13 protein-coding genes are annotated in these 17,740 nt (G+C 72.2%); 6 read left to right on the forward strand and 7 right to left on the reverse strand.

Going from position 1 to position 17,740, the window contains the following annotated elements; all coding sequences use genetic code 11:
• Positions 1-196: 196 nt before the first annotated feature.
• Positions 197-1,864, forward strand: a complete 1,668-nt coding sequence (locus tag M2271_RS27025; protein WP_280890014.1) for a CDP-alcohol phosphatidyltransferase — start codon at positions 197-199, stop codon at positions 1,862-1,864.
• Between the two features lie 83 nt (positions 1,865-1,947).
• On the opposite strand, the gene dusB is transcribed toward M2271_RS27025, so the two are convergent.
• Positions 1,948-3,102 carry a tRNA dihydrouridine synthase DusB gene (gene dusB / locus M2271_RS27030; protein ID WP_280889931.1) on the reverse strand — a complete coding sequence of 385 codons (1,155 nt, stop codon included), beginning with the start codon at positions 3,100-3,102 and terminating at the stop codon, positions 1,948-1,950.
• 97 nt (positions 3,103-3,199) lie between these two features.
• Here dusB and M2271_RS27035 point away from each other — a divergent pair, with 97 nt between their 5' ends.
• The gene (locus M2271_RS27035; RefSeq protein WP_280889932.1) at positions 3,200-4,645 is read left to right on the forward strand and encodes an MFS transporter; all 1,446 of its coding nucleotides are present in this window, start codon (positions 3,200-3,202) and stop codon (positions 4,643-4,645) included.
• Between the two features lie 113 nt (positions 4,646-4,758).
• Here the strand turns inward: M2271_RS27035 and M2271_RS27040 are convergent, their stop codons facing one another.
• From M2271_RS27040 to M2271_RS27065, 6 genes are all read right to left on the reverse strand, one after another.
• Positions 4,759-9,276: a cation-translocating P-type ATPase gene (locus tag M2271_RS27040; protein WP_280889933.1), complete on the reverse strand. Its 4,518-nt coding sequence runs from the start codon at positions 9,274-9,276 to the stop codon at positions 4,759-4,761.
• 9 nt (positions 9,277-9,285) lie between these two features.
• Positions 9,286-9,798, reverse strand: coding sequence for a hypothetical protein (locus M2271_RS27045; RefSeq protein WP_280889934.1), 513 nt, complete (start codon positions 9,796-9,798; stop codon positions 9,286-9,288).
• 58 nt (positions 9,799-9,856) lie between these two features.
• A complete protein-coding gene (locus tag M2271_RS27050; RefSeq protein WP_280889935.1) occupies positions 9,857-10,783 on the reverse strand; it encodes a helix-turn-helix transcriptional regulator in 927 nt (308 codons plus the stop codon).
• Positions 10,784-10,863: 80 nt separating this feature from the next.
• Positions 10,864-11,595, reverse strand: coding sequence for a TetR/AcrR family transcriptional regulator (locus M2271_RS27055; RefSeq protein WP_280889936.1), 732 nt, complete (start codon positions 11,593-11,595; stop codon positions 10,864-10,866).
• Positions 11,596-11,621: 26 nt separating this feature from the next.
• Positions 11,622-12,626 carry an aldo/keto reductase gene (locus M2271_RS27060; RefSeq protein ID WP_280889937.1) on the reverse strand — a complete coding sequence of 335 codons (1,005 nt, stop codon included), beginning with the start codon at positions 12,624-12,626 and terminating at the stop codon, positions 11,622-11,624.
• Between the two features lie 224 nt (positions 12,627-12,850).
• Complete coding sequence (locus M2271_RS27065; RefSeq protein ID WP_280889938.1) at positions 12,851-14,233, reverse strand: glycine--tRNA ligase; 1,383 nt, start codon at positions 14,231-14,233, stop codon at positions 12,851-12,853.
• A 241-nt stretch (positions 14,234-14,474) separates the two neighbouring features.
• On the opposite strand from M2271_RS27065, the gene M2271_RS27070 reads away from it, so the two are divergent.
• The 4 genes from M2271_RS27070 (at position 14,475) to M2271_RS27085 (ending at position 17,665) form a co-directional block, all read left to right on the forward strand.
• A complete protein-coding gene (locus tag M2271_RS27070; RefSeq protein WP_280889939.1) occupies positions 14,475-15,434 on the forward strand; it encodes a zinc ABC transporter substrate-binding protein in 960 nt (319 codons plus the stop codon).
• A gap of 45 nt (positions 15,435-15,479) precedes the next feature.
• A complete protein-coding gene (locus M2271_RS27075) occupies positions 15,480-16,268 on the forward strand; it encodes a metal ABC transporter ATP-binding protein (RefSeq protein ID WP_280889940.1) in 789 nt (262 codons plus the stop codon).
• Positions 16,268-17,170 (forward strand): metal ABC transporter permease, encoded by a 903-nt coding sequence (locus M2271_RS27080; RefSeq protein ID WP_280889941.1) that lies wholly within the window; start codon positions 16,268-16,270, stop codon positions 17,168-17,170. The genes M2271_RS27075 and M2271_RS27080 overlap by 1 nt, the downstream gene beginning before the upstream one ends.
• 72 nt (positions 17,171-17,242) lie before the next feature.
• The gene (locus M2271_RS27085; protein WP_280889942.1) at positions 17,243-17,665 is read left to right on the forward strand and encodes a transcriptional repressor; all 423 of its coding nucleotides are present in this window, start codon (positions 17,243-17,245) and stop codon (positions 17,663-17,665) included.
• Positions 17,666-17,740 lie beyond the last annotated feature (75 nt).

Below are 17,740 nucleotides of genomic sequence, written 5' to 3' on the forward strand. Positions count from 1 at the left end.
CGCACCGGACGCGGCCACTCAGGACAAGACCGCACCCGACCAGGCCACGCCCGACGAGGCTTCGCCCGACGCCCCCCCGCCCCCTCCCGCCGGTGACGCCCCCGCCGCTGACGCCTCCGCCGGCGCCAAGACCCGCCTCAGAGCCTCGTCGCCGTCCGCCGCCGCGTCCGGGGCGCCCGCGCCGCAGACGTCCCGCCTGGCCCACTGGCGTTCCTGGCGCACCCGTCACTCCACCGCCGCCCGCACCCTCTACTGGACGACCTCCGTGCTCGCCGCCGTCCTGGTGTACGGGGCGTTGCTGATGCCGAACAGGATCGCCGCGCTGGAACCCAACCGGTTCACGCGGCTGCCGGCGGAGGCGATCCTCGGGGCGGCCCTGGTGCTCGCGCTGCCGCGGCGGCCGCGGATGGTCCTGGCGGCGCTCTGCGGGGCGCTCCTCGGTGGGCTGACGATCGTGAACTTCCTCGACATGGGGTTCCAGGAGTACCTCGGCCGGGGCTTCAACCTGATCCTGGACTGGGTCCTGCTGGACGACGCGCAGGCGTACATCCAGGACTCGATGGGCCGGACGACCGCCATCGCCGCCGCCGTCGGCGCGGTCGTCCTCGTCGTCCTGCTGCTGGTGCTCATGGCGCTGGCGACGGTCCGGCTGAGCAACCTGCTCGTGCGCGACACCCGGACGGCCACCCGGGCCACCCTGGTCGCCGGCACCGTCTGGATCACCTGCGCCACCCTGGGCCTCCAGTTCAACGGCGTGCCGATCGCCTCCGACCGGTCCGCCGGCACCCTGAAGGTGCAGGCGGGGCGGGTCGTTGACACCGTGCGGGACGAGGCGGCGTTCCAGAAGGAGGCCAAGGCCGACCAGTTCGGCAACACGCCCGCCGACCAGTTGGTGCCGGACCTGCGCGGCAAGGACATGATCTTCACCTTCATCGAGAGCTACGGCCGCAGCGCGATCGAGGACCCGGGCATCGCACCCGGCGTCGACAGGACGCTGGAGGCCGGAACCGCGGCGCTGGACAAGGCCGGTTTCCACGCCAAAAGCGGCTGGCTGACCTCGGCGACCTACGGCGGCAGCAGTTGGCTCGGCCACTCCACCTCCCTGTCCGGCCTGTGGATCGACAACCAGCAGCGCTACCGGACCGTGATGTCCAGCGACCATCTCAGCCTCACCAAGGCGTTCAAGAAGACCGGTGCCTGGGACACCGTCGGGGTGATGCCCGGTGTGCAGAAGGGGTGGCCGGAGCAGAGTTTCTACGGCCTCGACAAGGTCTACAACGCCTTCCAGATGGGCTACAAGGGCCCGAAGTTCAGCTGGTCGACCATGCCGGACCAGTACGCGCTGGAGGCGTTCCAGAAGCTGGAGCACAGCAAGAAACGCGACAAGCCGCTGATGTCGGAGATCATCCTGACCTCCAGCCACCAGCCCTGGTCGCCCATCCCGAAGATGGTCGGCTGGGACGAGCTCGGCGACGGCTCGGTGTTCGGGCCGATCCAGCGGGCCGGCACCAAACCGTCGGACATCCTCACCGACTCCACCCGCTCCAAGCAGGAGTACGGCAAGTCGATCCAGTACTCCGTGACCAGCCTCACCCAGTGGCTGGAGCGCTACGGCACCGACGACACCGTCCTCGTCTTCCTCGGCGACCACCAGCCGATCGCCCGGGTCAGCGGCAACCACGCCAGCCGTGACGTGCCCGTCTCGATCGTCGCGAGGGACCCGAAGGTCCTCGACAAGGTCGCCGGGTGGAACTGGACGGAGGGGCTGAAGCCCGCCAAGAACGCGCCGGTGTGGAAGATGAGTGCGTTCCGCGACCGCTTCCTGACGGCGTACGGCTCGACACCCCACCCGTCCAAGGACTGACCATCCCCCTCATGGGCGGTTAAGCCCCCGGGGTGTCCAGTCAGCCCCCCGGAAGGTGCCCCGTCAGCCGTCGGGGGTTCCCGTCAGCCCCCGGAAGTGTCCAGCTCCGCGTCCTCGCTGATCCCCGCGCAGTCGTACGGGTCCTTCAGCCAGCCGTCCGGCAGCACCACCCGGTTGTTGCCGGACGTACGGCCGCGGGGCCCGTCGGCGCCGGACGGCCAGGGCTGGTGGAGGTCCAACTCGTCCAGCCCGGACCGCAGTTCCTGCAGCGAGGAGGTGATCGCGAGCCGCTTGCGCATCTCCGAGCCGACCGCGAAGCCCTTCAGGTACCAGGCCACGTGCTTACGGAAGTCGATGACCCCGCGGGCCTCGTCGCCCATCCACTCGCCGAGCAGGGTGGCGTGCCGGACCATGACGTCGGCGACCTCGCGGAGGGAGGGCCGCGCGATGGCCTCCGTACGCCCCTCGAAGGCCGCGACCAGGTCCGCGAACAGCCACGGCCGCCCCAGGCATCCGCGCCCCACGACCACGCCGTCGCAGCCGGTCTCCCGCACCATGCGCAGCGCGTCCTCGGCCGACCAGATGTCGCCGTTGCCGAGCACGGGGATCTCCGGTACGTGCTCCTTCAGCCGGGCGATGGCCTCCCAGTCGGCGGTGCCGCCGTAGTGCTGGGCGGCGGTGCGGCCGTGCAGCGCGATGGCCGTCACGCCCTCCTCGACGGCGATGCGGCCGGCGTCGAGGTAGGTCATGTGGTCGTCGTCGATGCCCTTGCGCATCTTCATGGTGACGGGCAGGTCACCGGCGCCGCTGACGGCCTCGCGCAGGATCGCCCGCAGCAGGTTGCGCTTGTACGGCAGCGCGGAGCCGCCGCCCTTCCTGGTCACCTTCGGGACCGGGCAGCCGAAGTTCAGGTCGATGTGGTCGGCGAGGTGCTCTTCCGCGATCATCCGGACGGCCTTGCCGACGGTCGCCGGGTCCACGCCGTACAGCTGGATCGAGCGCGGCTTCTCGGTCGCGTCGAAGCGGATCAGCTGCATGGTCTTCTCGTTGCGTTCGACCAGCGCCCGGGTCGTGATCATCTCGCTGACGAACAGGCCTTTGCCACCGCTGAACTCACGACACAAGGTGCGGAAGGGCGCGTTGGTGATCCCGGCCATGGGGGCGAGGACGACCGGCGGCTGCACGGTGTGCGGGCCGATCTGCAGGGGCGTGCTGGTCGTGGGCGCGATCGTGGGCATTGCCCCATTGTCACGCACGCCGAGGGGTGGCCGGGCAATGACCCATACGGCGGTCATTAGTTAGACACACTATTGAAGTCGACGTAGGCTGGTGCGCATGCCCGAGCTCAGCCCCCGTCGCCGCATGCTGGTGCTCGCGATCTGCTGTATGAGCCTGCTGATCGTGAGCCTCGACAACACCATCCTGAATGTCGCCCTGCCCTCCATGCAGAAGGAGCTGGGCGCGAGCACGGCCGGACTGCAGTGGACGATCGACGCCTACACCCTGGTCCTCGCCGCGTTGCTGATGCTCGCCGGTTCCACCGCCGACCGGCTCGGCCGCAAGCGGGTGTTTGTGGCGGGGCTGGTCGTCTTCACCCTCGGTTCGGTGCTGTGCTCCCTCGCGCCGAACCTGGAGGCGCTGGTCGCCTTCCGGATGGTCCAGGCGGTGGGCGGTTCGATGCTGAACCCGGTCGCCATGTCGATCATCACCAACACCTTCACCGTCCCCCGCGAGCGGGCACGGGCGATCGGCGCCTGGGGCGCGGTGGTCGGCATCTCCATGGCCGCCGGGCCGCTGATCGGCGGACTGCTCGTGGATTCGGTCGGCTGGCGCTCGATCTTCTGGGTCAACCTGCCGGTGGGCCTCGCCGCGCTCCTGCTCACCCTGCGCTACGTCCCCGAGTCCCGCGCGCCCAAGGCCCGGCGCCCCGACCCGGTGGGCCAGGTCCTGGTGATCGCGCTGTTCGGGGCGCTGACGTACGCGATCATCGAGGCGCCGACCGCGGGCCCGGCCACGGTGCTGCCCTTCGCCACGGTCGCGCTGGCCGCGCTGGCGGGGCTGATCTGGTACGAGCCCCGGCGGGACGAGCCGCTCATCGATCTGCGGTTCTTCCGGTCGGCGCCGTTCAGCGGGGCGACGGTGATCGCGATCTGCGGGTTCGCCGCGCTGGGCGGATTCCTGTTCCTGTCCACGCTGTATCTGCAGAACGTGCGGGGTCTGGACGCGCTGCACGCGGGGTTGTGGATGCTGCCGATGGCCGTCCCGGTGTTCCTGTGCGCACCGCTGTCCGGGCGGCTGGTCGGCACGATCGGTCCGCGGGTTCCGCTGCTGATCGCCGGGGTCGGCATGACGGCGAGCGGGGTGCTGTTCGCCGCGTTCGACGCCGTGACGTCCGACGGCACACTGTTCGCCGGATACGCGCTGTTCGGGATCGGCTTCGGTTTCGTCAACGCGCCGATCACCAACACGGCGGTCTCGGGGATGCCGCGCGCTCAGGCCGGCGTGGCCGCGGCCGTCGCCTCCACCAGCCGACAGCTCGGGCAGACCCTGGGCGTCGCGGTGATCGGGGCGGTGCTGGCGGCGGGGATCGGTACGTCCTCGTACCGTGAGGTGTTCGTCTCCGCCGCCGGGCCGGGGTACTGGATCCTCGCGGGGTGCGGACTCGCGGTCCTGGTACTGGGGGCGCTGACCAGCGGGACCTGGGCTCGGCGGACCGCGGAGCGGACGGCTGAGCGGCTGGACTCCTCGGAGGTACGTCAGGCCGCGGGCGTGCGTGTCTGATCGCCGTAGGGGCTGGACCTGCGGCCGGACCGGCCGAACGGGCACACCGTTCGGCCGGTCCGCCGAGCGGGCACCCGCTCAGCCCAGGGCCCGCAGTCCTGCGGCCACCCCTCTCACCCCAGTTTCGTAGCCAGCCCAGGCCACCGCCTGACAAGTGCCTCCTCCACCGTCGGCAGTGCACGCTGCCCCGCCAGGGCCGACGTGATGGACGCCGCCACTCCTGCCCAGGCCACCGGGCCCAGCGGCGTGCAGCCGAAGAGCTGACTCACGCCCGGTGTCTCGACCAGCGCCACCAGCGCGACGGCCGAGCCCAGGGACGTGATCTGGACCAGGGTGCTGCCGCGGCGGTCGGCCAGGGTCTGGGCCAGCTGGGTGCCCACCACCGCGCAGAGGGCCATCGTCGTCGAACGGCGGGCCGTGCCCGGGGTGAAGCGGCCCACGAGCCAGGCGACGGTCGCGCCGAGGCAGGTGGTGAGGGCGCGGTGGCGGATCTGGCGGATCAGCGGGGCGCCCAGCACGGAGGTGGCGAGCGGTGCGCCCGGTCCCGCGTCGTCGGGTTCCTCCTCCTGCCGGGTCGGTGTCACCGCGACCGCCATCGCCGGGAACAGGTCCGTGAACAGGTTGACCAGGAGCATCTGGCGGGTGGACAGGGGCGCGGCGCCCGACAGGAGAGTGCCGACGATGCCGAAGGCGACCTCGCCCGCGTTGCCGCCGATCAGGATCGCGATGGCGTCGGCGACGCTGTGCCACAGAGCGCGGCCTTCACGGACCGCCTCGATGAGGACCGTCATGTCGTCGTCGGTGAGGACGAGGTCGGCGGCGTTCCGGGCGGCGGCCGAGCCGCGGGCCTGGATGCCCACGCCGACGTCGGCGGCACGGATGGCGGCCGCGTCGTTGGCGCCGTCGCCGACCATGCCGACGACCCGGCCGGCGTCCCGCAGGGCCTCGACGACCATGAGCTTCTGCTCCGGCGCGACCCGGGCCACCACGTCGGCGTCCCGCAGCATCCGGGCACGGGCCGAGCGGTCGGCGGCGGCGAGTTCGTCGCCGGTGACCACGCTCGCGTCCTGAGGCCAGCCCAGGTCGGCGGCGATGGCACGGGCGGTCTGCGGGTGGTCGCCGGTCAGCACGACCGGCCGTACGCCCGCCTCCCGCAGCCCCCGCACCAGCGCCGGGGACGACTCGCGGGCCACGTCGGCAAGGGCGAGGAGCCCGGCGAACTCCAGCCCGCGCAGGGGCTCTTCGAGGACGTCCGTCGCCGACTCCCCCTCGTCCAGCGGGCGCCGGGCCACCGCGAGGATCCGCAGCCCGTCGCCGGCCAGGGAGTGGGCCCGGTCGGAGACAGGGGAGGGGAGTCCGGCGCAGGCGGGCAGGACGGTCTCGGGGGCGCCCTTGACGACCAGGACGGGGGATCCGTCCCCGGCCCGGCCGACGGCGGCGGCGTACCCGCGGCCCGCCTCGAAGGGCAGGCCCTCGGTCTGCTCCCAGTCCTCGTCGGGGCCGGCGGCGTCCAGGACGGCCTCGTCGGTGGCGTGCGGGGGGCGGGCCGAGTCGCCGTTGGCCGAGTCGCCGTTGAGCTGGGGGCAGGCACGGGCCCCGGTCCGCAGCGGGCCGTCCGCGCCGGGCTCGGCCGGCGTGTGGACCGTGCCGTCCGCGTCCGCCACGCGCACCAGGCGCAGCCGGTTCTCGGTCAGGGTGCCGGTCTTGTCGAAGCAGATGGTGTCCATCCGCCCCAGCGCCTCCAGCGTGCGCGGGGCGCGGACGAGGACTCCGCGGCCGCTGAGCCGGCGGGCGGCGGCCAACTGCGCCACCGTGGCCACCAGCGGCAGCCCTTCCGGTACGGCGGCCACCGCGACGGCCACGCCACCGCTCACCGCCTGCCGGATCGGCGTACCCCGCAGCAGCGACAGGCCGGTCACGGCGGCGCCGCCCGCCATCGTCAACGGCATGGCCTTGCGGGTGAGTTCCTGCAGCCGGGCCTGCACTCCGCCGGCCGGCGGGACCCGGGCGGCGAGGGCGACGGCCCGGGCGGCCTCGGTGCGGTCGCCGGTGTCCACGACGACCGCCTGGGCGCGTCCGGCCACCACGGTCGTCCCCTCGAAGACCATGCACTGCCGTTCGGCGACGGGGGCGCGCGGGGCCGGGTCCATGCCCTTGTCCACCGGCAGGGACTCGCCGGTCAGCGCGGACTCGTCCACCTCCAGGCCGTCCTCCCACAGCAGCCGGGCGTCGGCCGGGACCACGTCATCGGCCTGGAGGTCGACGACGTCGCGGGTGCTGAGCTTGGCGGCGTCCACGACATGGGTCTCCTCAGGGGAGTCCGCGACCCGCGCCTTCTGCTTCTGCTGCGCCAGCAGCCCGGACAGCGCCCGCTCGGCCCGCAGCCGCTGGACCCCGCCGACCAGGGCGTTCAGGTCGAGGGCGCCGAGGACCAGCAGGGCGTCCACGGCCGACCCGAGGATCGCCGACGCGGCCGATCCGACCGCCAGGACCGGGGTGAGGGGATCATCGAGTTCGTTCCGTACGGCCCGGGCGAGTTGCAGCGTCCCCCGCACGGGGGCCAGCGCGGGCAGGCGTACGACGCTGTCGGCGGCCGTGCGGACACGGGCGACCGTCTGCTCGACGGCGGTCGTCTCCGGGGGTGCCTCGTGCTCCAGCCGGTCCTGCACCTCGTCCGGGTCCAGGGCGTGCCAGGAGACCCGGGGCCTGGGGTGCGGGGCGCGCGTCAGCGCCACGCGGAGGGCGGCGCGGGCCCCGGTGTACAGGGCCGCCGTCGCGGCGATGTCGACGGGCGCGTGCCGCAAGCCGGGCAGCAGCAGCTGCATACCGTTGCCCCGGCCCCGGCCCCGGCTCCTGCCCCTGCCCCTGCCCCTGCCCCTGCCGGACTCGCCGACGGCCACCAGCAGCCCGGACAGCGCGGCGCCGGACCGGGCGAGGGTCTGCGACCGGCGGCCGACCGCGCGGGCCACCGGTACGGCGGTCAGCAGCCGCCATACGTCGGTCAGGCCGTGCGGGGCCAGGACGTCCGCGCCCCACACCACCTGGCTGTCCGCGTCGGTGAGGGCGACGGCCACGTCACCGCGCAGGAGTCCTTCGGTGACGTCGGTGTCGTCGTGCGGGCGGGGCCGGGCGACCGTGAGGACACCACCGCCCTCGGCGCGCAGTTCGTCCACCACCTCGCCGAGCGGCCGTTCGGCGCCGACCACCTGGTCGGCGAGGCCGGTGAAGTCGGCGAGCGCGGGGTCGTCCACGACCACGACCCGCAGCCCGGCCCGGCGGGCCGCGTCGAGGACGGCCTCGGTCCAGGGGTCCGCCCCGGCGCCGGGGGTGAGCAGCGCGCTCGGGTGGAGGACGACGGTGCCGGCCATCTCCAGCTGCCGCAGCCGCTCCGGGTCGCGCACCAGCACACCCGTCCCCGACAGGGCGCCGCTCAGGACGGCGTGGAAGGCGGCGGGGCCGTACCGGGCGGCCTTGGGCGAGCCGGCCAGCACCGCCTCGGCGGCCTCGGCGATGTCGTGCTTGACGAGCAGCGCGGCGACGGCGCCCAGGACGCTGCCGGTGGAGGCGTGGGCGGCGTACTCCTGCGCGGGCGAGGTCCGCAGCGCGGGGCGCTGCGCGGGGGTCGCCGGGACGCTGTGCCGGTCCGGTGCGCACAGCTGGTCGTGCACGGTCTCGAAGGTGGCCGTACGGGCGAGCGCCTCCCCGAACTGGCAGGTGCGCAGGGAGCCGTCGAGCAGCAGCGAGGTGGGGGTCTGGCCGGCGCCGTGCACGACCGCGTTGGCGGCGGCCAGCACCACGTCCATCCGGGAGTCGCCGAGCCACCCCCGCAGCCAGGAACGGAAGCGGGGGTTCTCCCGCAGCAGGGTCACCGTCGCCGTCACCAGCCGGGGCGAGGGCGGCAGCCGCAGCGTGGACGCGGTGACGGCGGCCACGGTACCCAGCGCGTCGGCCCCGATCGCCAGGGCCGCGGTCCGCACGGAGGCCGGATCACCGGGGTGCGTGAGCTCTTCCACGTCGTCGACGTGGCCGGGGACCAGCCCGTGCCGCTCGGCGAGCGCCGACGCCCGCTCCATCACGTCATCACTGACGGCGTCCTCGACCGCCACCACGACCAGCCGCTCCAGCCCACTGTCCCAGTACGCGAGCGCCACGTCGGGGTGCTCGGCGAGGGCCGCGGCGACGCGGCGGGCGAGGTGTTCGGTGCGGGCGGTGAGGGGGGAGCGGGAGGGCGTGCCGACTGTGGGTACTGCTGTGGACTGGGGCTCTGTCTTGTGCTGGGGCTCTGTCTTGTGCCGGTGCTCCGCCGCGTCGTACGGGGCTTCCGCTGCGTCGTCGTACGGGGCTTCCGGTGCCTCCTCGTACGGGGCTTCCGCCTCTGTCCGCGGGCGCAGGGCCAGGTGGGCCCGGGTTCCCGAACGCCAGTCGCGGGTGCTGCCCGGGGCCGCCGCCCGGGCGACCCGGGCCATCCGGAGGGCGAAGTCCGCGCCGCGTACGCCGGCGCGGGCCGTGCCCGCCGCGGCTCCGGCGGCCGCGCCGACCGCCGGAGCCGCTCCGCGCGCCAGCAGTCGCGGTCCGGCCATGACGAGGCCGGCGGCGACCGCTGTCGGGCGGGCGGGAATTCCTCTGCTCATCACGCTCCCTCAGCCGCTCGTACCGTCATGCCGGCCCGGCGCGGCGTGGTCGGCATGGTGTGTGGGCAGCTTGTCGGAGGGCGTGTCCGGCGTCGCCGTACGCCCCCGGGACGAGGGGGTACTGGACGCCAGCACCTGCGGTGTCGGTGCCTTGCCGCCCGACGCTCCGGCACCCTCTGATTCACCGGCTGATCCACCGACGGCCTCGGTCCCCTCGGCCCCTTCGGCCCCCTCGACCTCGGGCTTCCGATCCGTCACCGTCTCCGGCTGCCGCGGCTGCGTCAGCCACGCCACCGCCGCTCCGGTGACGGCGACGGGCCATTCCACGACTCCCGCGACGCCGAGCACTCCGGCGCCGGTGTACACGGCGAGCCGCCGCCCCCGCGGCGACACCGCTCCGACCTTGTCCAGCGCACCCTCGGCCGCCCGGCCCACCGTTCCGGCGCCGGGCACCTTGCGCAGTACCGAGGCGGCCGCTCGCAGCGGTTGCGGGAGATTCTGTGTCGAATTCTGCTCGGCCATGACTCTCCTCGGGTCGTTGCCTCACCTCTCGGTGGCCGAGTTCCCGCACTTCGGAGAGTCATCCGCGGGACAAGGCCACTCCGTTCTCGCGCTCGTTCTCCCGTCCCCGCCCCCGCCTCTGTTCCCGCTCCCGCTCCCGCTCCCGCTCCCGCTCCCGCTCCAGCGCGAGTGCGTGCAGCCGCTCCAGCCGCCGCCGCGACTCCTCGTCGGCGGGTGCGTACGTCACCAAGCGCGGTCCGGCCTCCGGCCCCAGCCACAGGTCGGTGTGGTCGACGACCACGCGACCGACGTACCGGTTGAGGAACTCCTTGCGCCGCATCCGGTGGGCGCCGACCTCGTGCCGCTCCCAGGCCTCCCGGAAGTCCGGGGACTCCGCGCGCAGCCGCTTGAGCAGCATCTTCCAGGCGGGCTCGGCGAGGTGCCCGGCCATGGTGGCGCGGAACCGGGCGGCCATCAGACGCTGCGTCTCGGCGAGGTGCACGATCGAGGAGCGCCACTCGTCGTGGGTGTAGCAGAGCAGCATGCAGTTGCGGTCCTCGGGCGGCACCGCGTCCAGGTCGCACAGCAGCAGCCCGTACGTGCGGTTGTAGGCGAGGATGTCGTACCGGCTGTTCTGCACGCAGGCCGGCACCGGCTCCAGCTGCTCCAGCACCGTCTGCAGCGCCGGGGTGATCGACGGGCAGACGGTGGCCGGTGTCGGGTCCACGGCTCCGGCAAGCCGGAAGAGGTGGGCGCGTTCGCTGGGGTCGAGCAGCAGGGTGCGGGCGAGGGCGTCGAGGACCTGGACGGAGACCTGGATGGACCGCGCCTGTTCGAGCCACGTGTACCAGGTGACGCCGACCGCGGAGAGCTGGGCGACCTCCTCACGGCGCAGTCCCGGCGTGCGGCGCCTGCGGCCGCGCTCCAGGCCGACCTGCTCCGGGGGGATGTGCTCGCGGCGGTGGCGCAGGAAGGCGGCGAGTTCGTGCCGCCGGATCTCCGACACGGGGGGCCCCTTCTCCGACACAGGGGGTCCCTGCGCGGCTTCGGAGTGCTCTCCTGGGTTAGGCCAGGCCTAGGCCAGGCCTAGGCCGGTTGGACCGCCCGCAAACCTCGGACCACCAGCTCCACCACTGCCTCGAACTCACCCTCGATACCGGGCCGTTCCCACTCCCGGGAGTGGCAGGGGTCGTGGAAGCGGTCCGTCGCGTGGAAGACGGCGGCGGCAGTGGCGGTGATCGCCGAGGCGGTGGTGCTCGCCGAGGCGGTGGTGCTCGCCGAGGCGGTGGTGCTCGCCGAGGCGGTGGTGCTCGCCGAGGCGGTGGTGCTCGCCGAGGCGGTGGTGGTTGCCGGGGCGGTGGTGGTTGCCGGGGCGGTGCTCGTGAAGGCGCCGGTGTCGACGCCCGCGCGGACGATCGTGGCCAGCTGGCCGATCAGCTCGTCGATGTGCTGGCCGACCGCCTCGCCGGCCTCGCCGGTCAGGACCTTGTACGTGGCGAACAGTTCCGGATCGTCGCCCGCCTTGCGGCGCTTGGCGCCGAACAGCCCGGCGAGCCAGTCCCGCAGCCGGGTCTCCGGGTCACCGTCCCCGGCGACGATGCCGGCCAGCGCCTCGGTCGTCCGGTCCAGCCACCGCTTGGTCACCGCCTCCCGCAGCGCGGCCTTCGTCCGGAAGTGCCGGTAGACACTGCCGTGACTGACGCCGAGCGCGCGGGCCACGTCCACCACGGTGGCCTTGGCCGGGCCGTGGCGGCGCAGCACCTCCTCGGTGGCCACGAGGATGCGCTCGGCGGTCAGGGTCTCGGAGGTCGGTGACATGGTCAGACCGTACCTGGGCAGGGGGATCAGCTCTCCAGGTGTGCCATCTGCGCCGCCGGGTAGCGGTCGCCCGCCGCGGCACCGGGCGGTACGGCGTCCTCGATCGCGGAGAGGTCGGCCGCGTCCAGCGTGACGTCCAGCGCGCCCAGCGACTCCACCAGCCGCTCCCGGGTGCGCGCGCCGACGAGCGGCACGATGTCGTCGCCCCGGGACAGGACCCAGGCGATCGCGATCTGGGCGACGCTGACCCCCTTCTGCTCGGCGATCTTCCGCAGCGCCTCGACCAGGTTCAGGTTGTGCTGGAGGTTCTCGCCCTGGAAACGCGGCGAGTACGCCCGGAAGTCGTTCGCGGCGAGCTGCCGGTCACGGGCGAAGTGCCCGGAGATCAGGCCCCGGGACAGGACGCCGTACGCCGTGACGGAGATCCCCAGTTCACGGGTGGCCGGCAGGATCTCGGCCTCGATGCCGCGGGAGATGAGGGAGTACTCGATCTGGAGGTCGGCGATCGGGGCGGTGGCGGCGGCCCGGCGGATGGTGTCGGCGCCGACCTCGCTCAGGCCGACATGGCGGACGTGCCCCTTCTCGATGAGCTCGGCGATCGCGCCGACCGTCTCCTCGATCGGTACGGCCGGGTCGAGCCGGGCGATCCGGTAGACGTCGATGTGGTCTACGCCGAGGCGCTGGAGCGAGTACGCGGCGAAGTTCTTCACCGCTTCCGGGCGGCCGTCGTAGCCGGACCAGCTGCCGTCCGGGTCGCGCAGCGCCCCGAACTTCACACTGACCAGGGCCTGTTCGCGGCGGGCGGCGGGCGCGGTGCGCAGCGCCTCGCCGATCAGCAGTTCGTTGTGGCCCATGCCGTAGAAGTCGCCGGTGTCGAGCAGGGTCACGCCCGCCTCCAGGGCGGCGTGGATCGTGGCGATCGACTCGGCCCGGTCCGCATCGCCGTACAGCGCCGACATGCCCATGCAGCCGAGGCCGAGGGCGGAGACCTGGGGGCCGGTGGTTCCGAGAGTGCGGGTGTGCGTCGTCATGACATCCACCGTGTCATGACAGCTGACAGATTTCAATATCTGTCAGCTGTCATTTGTCAGCCGTCGCACATGGAAGTGGTGAGGAAACGCGAGGCTCATGCGGTCTGCCCTGGTAGCGCGACGGCCCTCGACACAGGTCCACAGAGGGACCCGTATCGAGGGCCGAAGAGCACGCAAGGAGTCCTGGGGAGCAGGAGCCCCGGGAGCAGTTGCCCCGACAGTGCCTAGCAGCCGACCAGACGCGCGGCCAGGTACCCCTCGATCTGGTCCAGCGACACCCGCTCCTGCTTCATGGAGTCACGTTCGCGGACGGTCACCGCGTTGTCCTCCAGCGTGTCGAAGTCCACCGTCACGCAGAACGGCGTACCGATCTCGTCCTGACGCCGGTAGCGGCGGCCGATCGCCCCCGCGTCGTCGAACTCGATGTTCCAGTTCTGGCGCAGTGCCTGGGCGAGGCCCTTGGCCTTCGGGGACAGCTCGGGGTTCCGCGAGAGGGGAAGGACCGCGACCTTCACCGGGGACAGCCGCGGGTCGAGCCGCAGCACCGTGCGCTTCTCCAGCTTGCCCTTGGCGTTGGGGGCCTCGTCCTCGAAGTACGCGTCGAGCAGGAAGGCGAGCATCGCGCGCCCGACACCGGCCGCCGGCTCGATGACGTACGGGGTCCAGCGCTCCTGGGCATCCTGGTCGAAGTACGACAGGTCCTGGCCGGAGGCCTTGGAGTGGGCGCCGAGGTCGTAGTCGGTGCGGTTGGCGACACCCTCCAGCTCGCCCCACTCGTTGCCGCCGAACTGGAAGCGGTACTCGATGTCGGCGGTGCGCTTGGAGTAGTGGGAGAGCTTCTCGGCCGGGTGGTCGTACCAGCGCATGTTCTCCTCACGCAGGCCAAGGCCGGTGTACCAGTTCCAGCGCTGCTCCATCCAGTACTCCTGCCACTTCTCGTCCTCGCCCGGCTTGACGAAGAACTCCATCTCCATCTGCTCGAACTCGCGGGTGCGGAAGATGAAGTTGCCGGGCGTGATCTCGTTGCGGAAGGACTTGCCCATCTGCGCGATGCCGAACGGCGGCTTGCGGCGCGAAGTGGTCTGCACCTGGGCGAAGTTGGTGAAGATGCCCTGCGCGGTCTCGGGGCGCAGGTAGGCGACGGAGCCGGTGTCCTGGGTCGGGCCGAGGTGGGTGGCGAGCAGACCCGAGAACTGCTTGGGCTCGGTGAACTGGCCCTTGTTGCCGCAGTTGGGGCAGTTGATGTCCGCCAGGCCGTTCTCCGGGGCGTGCCCCTTCTTGGCCTCGTAGGCCTCCTCCAGGTGGTCCGCGCGGAACCGCTTGTGGCAGGAGGTGCATTCGGTGAGCGGGTCGGAGAAGGTGGCGACATGGCCGGAGGCGACCCAGACCTCGGGGGCCAGGATGACGGACGAGTCGATGCCGACCACGTCCTCGCGCGACGTCACCATGTAGCGCCACCACTGGCGCTTGAGGTTCTCCTTGAGCTCGACACCCAGCGGGCCGTAGTCCCAGGCGGCGCGCTGTCCGCCGTAGATCTCACTGCAGGGGAATACGAAGCCACGGCGCTTGCTCAGGCTGACGATGGTGTCGATCTTGTCGGCGGCCACGGTGCTCTCTTCATTACGACGACGGGCGACGAAGCAAGGTGCTTCAGAGCGAATGCCTCAGGTTACCGGCGCCGCCTGCCCCTCAATCAAATCGGATGGCCTTCAGACGCTCGCCCGACCCCCCGACCGACCTCTGACCGACCTCTGACCGACCCCCGCTCGGCCCCCGCCCACCCCCTGCCCGCCCGCCACCCAGACCCCTTGTTGACAACGGTTTCCATATTTGATGAAAATGAGTGTCATGAACGTAGGACGTCGCCTCATACCCACGGCCGCCGTGACCGCCGTCACCGCACTGGGCCTCGGCACCCTCTCCGCCTGCTCCATCGACAGCGCGGCCGCCGGCAACACGGACAAGTTCGACGTCGTCGCGTCGTTCTATCCGCTGCAGTTCCTCGCCCAGCAGATCGGCGGGAACCGGGTGAACGTCACCAGCCTGACCAAGCCGGGCCAGGAGCCGCACGACCTGGAGATCAGCGCGCGGCAGACCGCGCAGCTCCAGGAGTCCGACGCGGTGCTCTACCTGAAGAACCTCCAGCCCGCCGTCGACGACGCGGTGGCCCAGTCCGAGATCGGCACGAAGATCGACGCCGCCTCCCTCACCTCGCTGGAGAAGCACGGCAACGAGGTCGGCGGCCACGCGGCCGAGCACGACGGCCACGAGAACCACGAGTTGGCCGGCCTCGACCCCCACATCTGGCTCGACCCGGTGCGCTACGCCCAGGTCGCCGAGGGCGTCGGCAAGGCCTTCGAGAAGGCCGACCCGGACAACGCGGCCGTGTACAAGAAGAACACCGCGGCCCTGGTGGGGAAACTCGACGCCCTGAACACCCGGTTCAAGGACGGCCTGGCGAACTCCCGGACCAAGGTCTTCGTCACCACGCACGCCGCCTTCGGCTACCTCGCCGAGCGCTACGGCCTCACCGAGGAAGCCATCAACGGCCTCGACCCCGAGTCGGAGCCCAGTGCCGACCGCGTCAAGGACCTTGAGAAGATGGCGAAGGCCGACGGCGTCACCACGGTGTTCTACGAGACGCTCGTCAGCGACAAGACCGCGACGACCATCGCCTCCGACTCCGGCCTCCGGACGGACGTCCTCGACCCGGTCGAGGGGATCACGTCCAAGTCCAAGGGCGACGACTACTTCCAGGTCATGGGGTCCAACCTCAAGGCGCTGCAGACCGCTCTCGGCGCCAGATGATCCCGACTGATCCCAACTGATCTCTATGATCTCCAACGATCTCCAATGATCTCCACGGAGGACCTCGTGAGCGACCCCGTCATCTCCCTGCGCGGCGTGCGCGCCGAGCTGGGCTCACGGCCGGTCCTGCGCGGCATCGACCTCACCGTGGACCGGGGTGAGGTCGTCGCGCTGCTCGGCGCCAACGGCTCCGGCAAGTCGACCGCGATCCGCACGATCATCGGCCAGGTACCGGTCAGCGGCGGCGAGATCAAGCTGTTCGGCGTCCCCCGGCACGGTTTCCGCGACTGGGCGCGGGTGGGCTACGTCCCGCAGCGCACCACAGCCGCGGGCGGCGTGCCCGCGACGGTCACCGAGATCGTCTCGTCCGGCCGGCTGTCCCGCGCCCGTTTCGGCGTGCTGCGCAAGGCCGACCACGCCGCCGTACGCCGGGCCCTGGACCTGGTCGGCATGGCCGACCGCGCGAAGGACTCCGTGAACGCCCTGTCCGGGGGCCAGCACCAGCGGGTGCTGATCGCCCGCGCTCTCGCCGCCGAACCCGAACTCCTGATCATGGACGAGCCGATGGCGGGCGTGGACCTGGCCAGCCAGGAGGTCCTGGCCGAGACGCTGAGGGGCCAGGTGTCCTCCGGTACGTCGGTGCTGCTCGTCCTCCATGAACTGGGCCCCCTGGAGCCCCTGATCGACCGGGCGGTCGTCCTGCGCGACGGCTGTGTCACGCACGACGGCCCGCCCCCGCAGGCCCTCGGCCAGCACGCCCTGCCCGGCCACGACCACGTCCACCCGCACGCTCCGGCGGGCGCCGCACCGATCCGTACGGGACTGCTGAGCTGATGGATCTCCTGAACTACGCCTTCATGCAGCGGGCCCTGCTCGCCGCCGTCCTGGTCGGCATCACCGCCCCCGCCGTCGGCATCTACCTCGTCCAGCGCCGCCAGGCCCTGATGGGCGACGGCATCGGCCACGTCGCCATGACGGGCGTCGGCCTCGGCTTCCTCCTGAACGCCTCCCCGGTGTGGATGGCGACCCTGGTGTCCGTCCTGGGCGCCGTCCTGATGGAGTTGATCCGCTGGTACGGCAAGACCCGCGGCGACATCGCCCTCGCGATGCTCTTCTACGGCGGTATGGCCGGCGGCGTGATGTTCATCAACCTCGCGCCGACGGGCTCCAACGCCAACCTGACCTCGTACCTCTTCGGCTCCCTGTCGACGGTGAGCGAGTCGGACGTCACCGCGATCTGTCTGCTCGCCGGGTTCGTGGTCCTGGTGACCCTGGGGCTGCGCCGCCAGCTGTTCGCGGTCAGCCAGGACGAGGAGTTCGCCCGGGTCACGGGCCTGCCGGTGCGGGCGCTGAACCTGCTGACGGCGATCACCGCGGCGGTGACGGTGACGGTCGCGATGCGCGTCGTCGGCCTGCTGCTGGTCTCGGCGCTGATGGTGGTGCCGGTGGCGGCGGCCCAGCAGCTGACCCGCAGCTTCGCGGCGACGTTCGCGGTCGCGGTCGCGATCGGCATCAGCGTGACGATCGGCGGCACGGTCACCTCGTACTACCAGGACGTACCGCCCGGCGCGACGATCGTGCTGCTGACCATCGCCGCGTTCATCGCCCTGACCGCGCTGGCCACCCCGCTGGCCCGGCGCCGCGCGCGGGCACTGGCCGCCGCACAGCCCACCGGGGATCCGGCGGAGTGTGTGATTCCGGCCGGCCGTACGCCGGACGGGAAGCTCGGCGTCTGACCACGGACAGGACCGCTGACAGGCCGGACTGGCACAATGGCCCGGGCAGGGGCAGACGCGAGGAGGCAACCGGTGACCACCGCAGGACCGTCCGTGAAGGGCCGTGCGACCCGGCAGCGGGCCGCCGTCGCTGCGGCCCTCGACGAGGTCGACGAGTTCCGCAGCGCTCAGGAACTCCACGACATGCTGAAGCACAAGGGCGACTCGGTCGGACTCACCACGGTCTACCGCACGCTCCAGTCCCTCGCCGACGCCGGTGAGGTCGACGTCCTGCGCACCTCCGACGGCGAGTCCGTCTACCGCCGCTGCTCCAGCGGCGAGCACCACCACCACCTCGTCTGCCGCGTCTGCGGCAAGGCCGTCGAGGTCGAGGGCCCTGCCGTGGAGACGTGGGCGGAGGCCATCGCGGCGGAACACGGCTTCGTGAACGTGGCGCACACGGTGGAGATCTTCGGCACCTGCGCGGAGTGCGCCGCGGGGTGCGCCACGGGGTGAGCCGGATTTCGTGCGGGTGAGAGGGAGCGCGCGCCCCTGGGGGCCGTGCCCCCAGGCCCCGCTTCGGCCCTGAAG

The organism is Streptomyces sp. LBL, from assembly GCF_029893585.1.
Classification (GTDB): Bacteria; Actinomycetota; Actinomycetes; order Streptomycetales; family Streptomycetaceae; genus Streptomyces.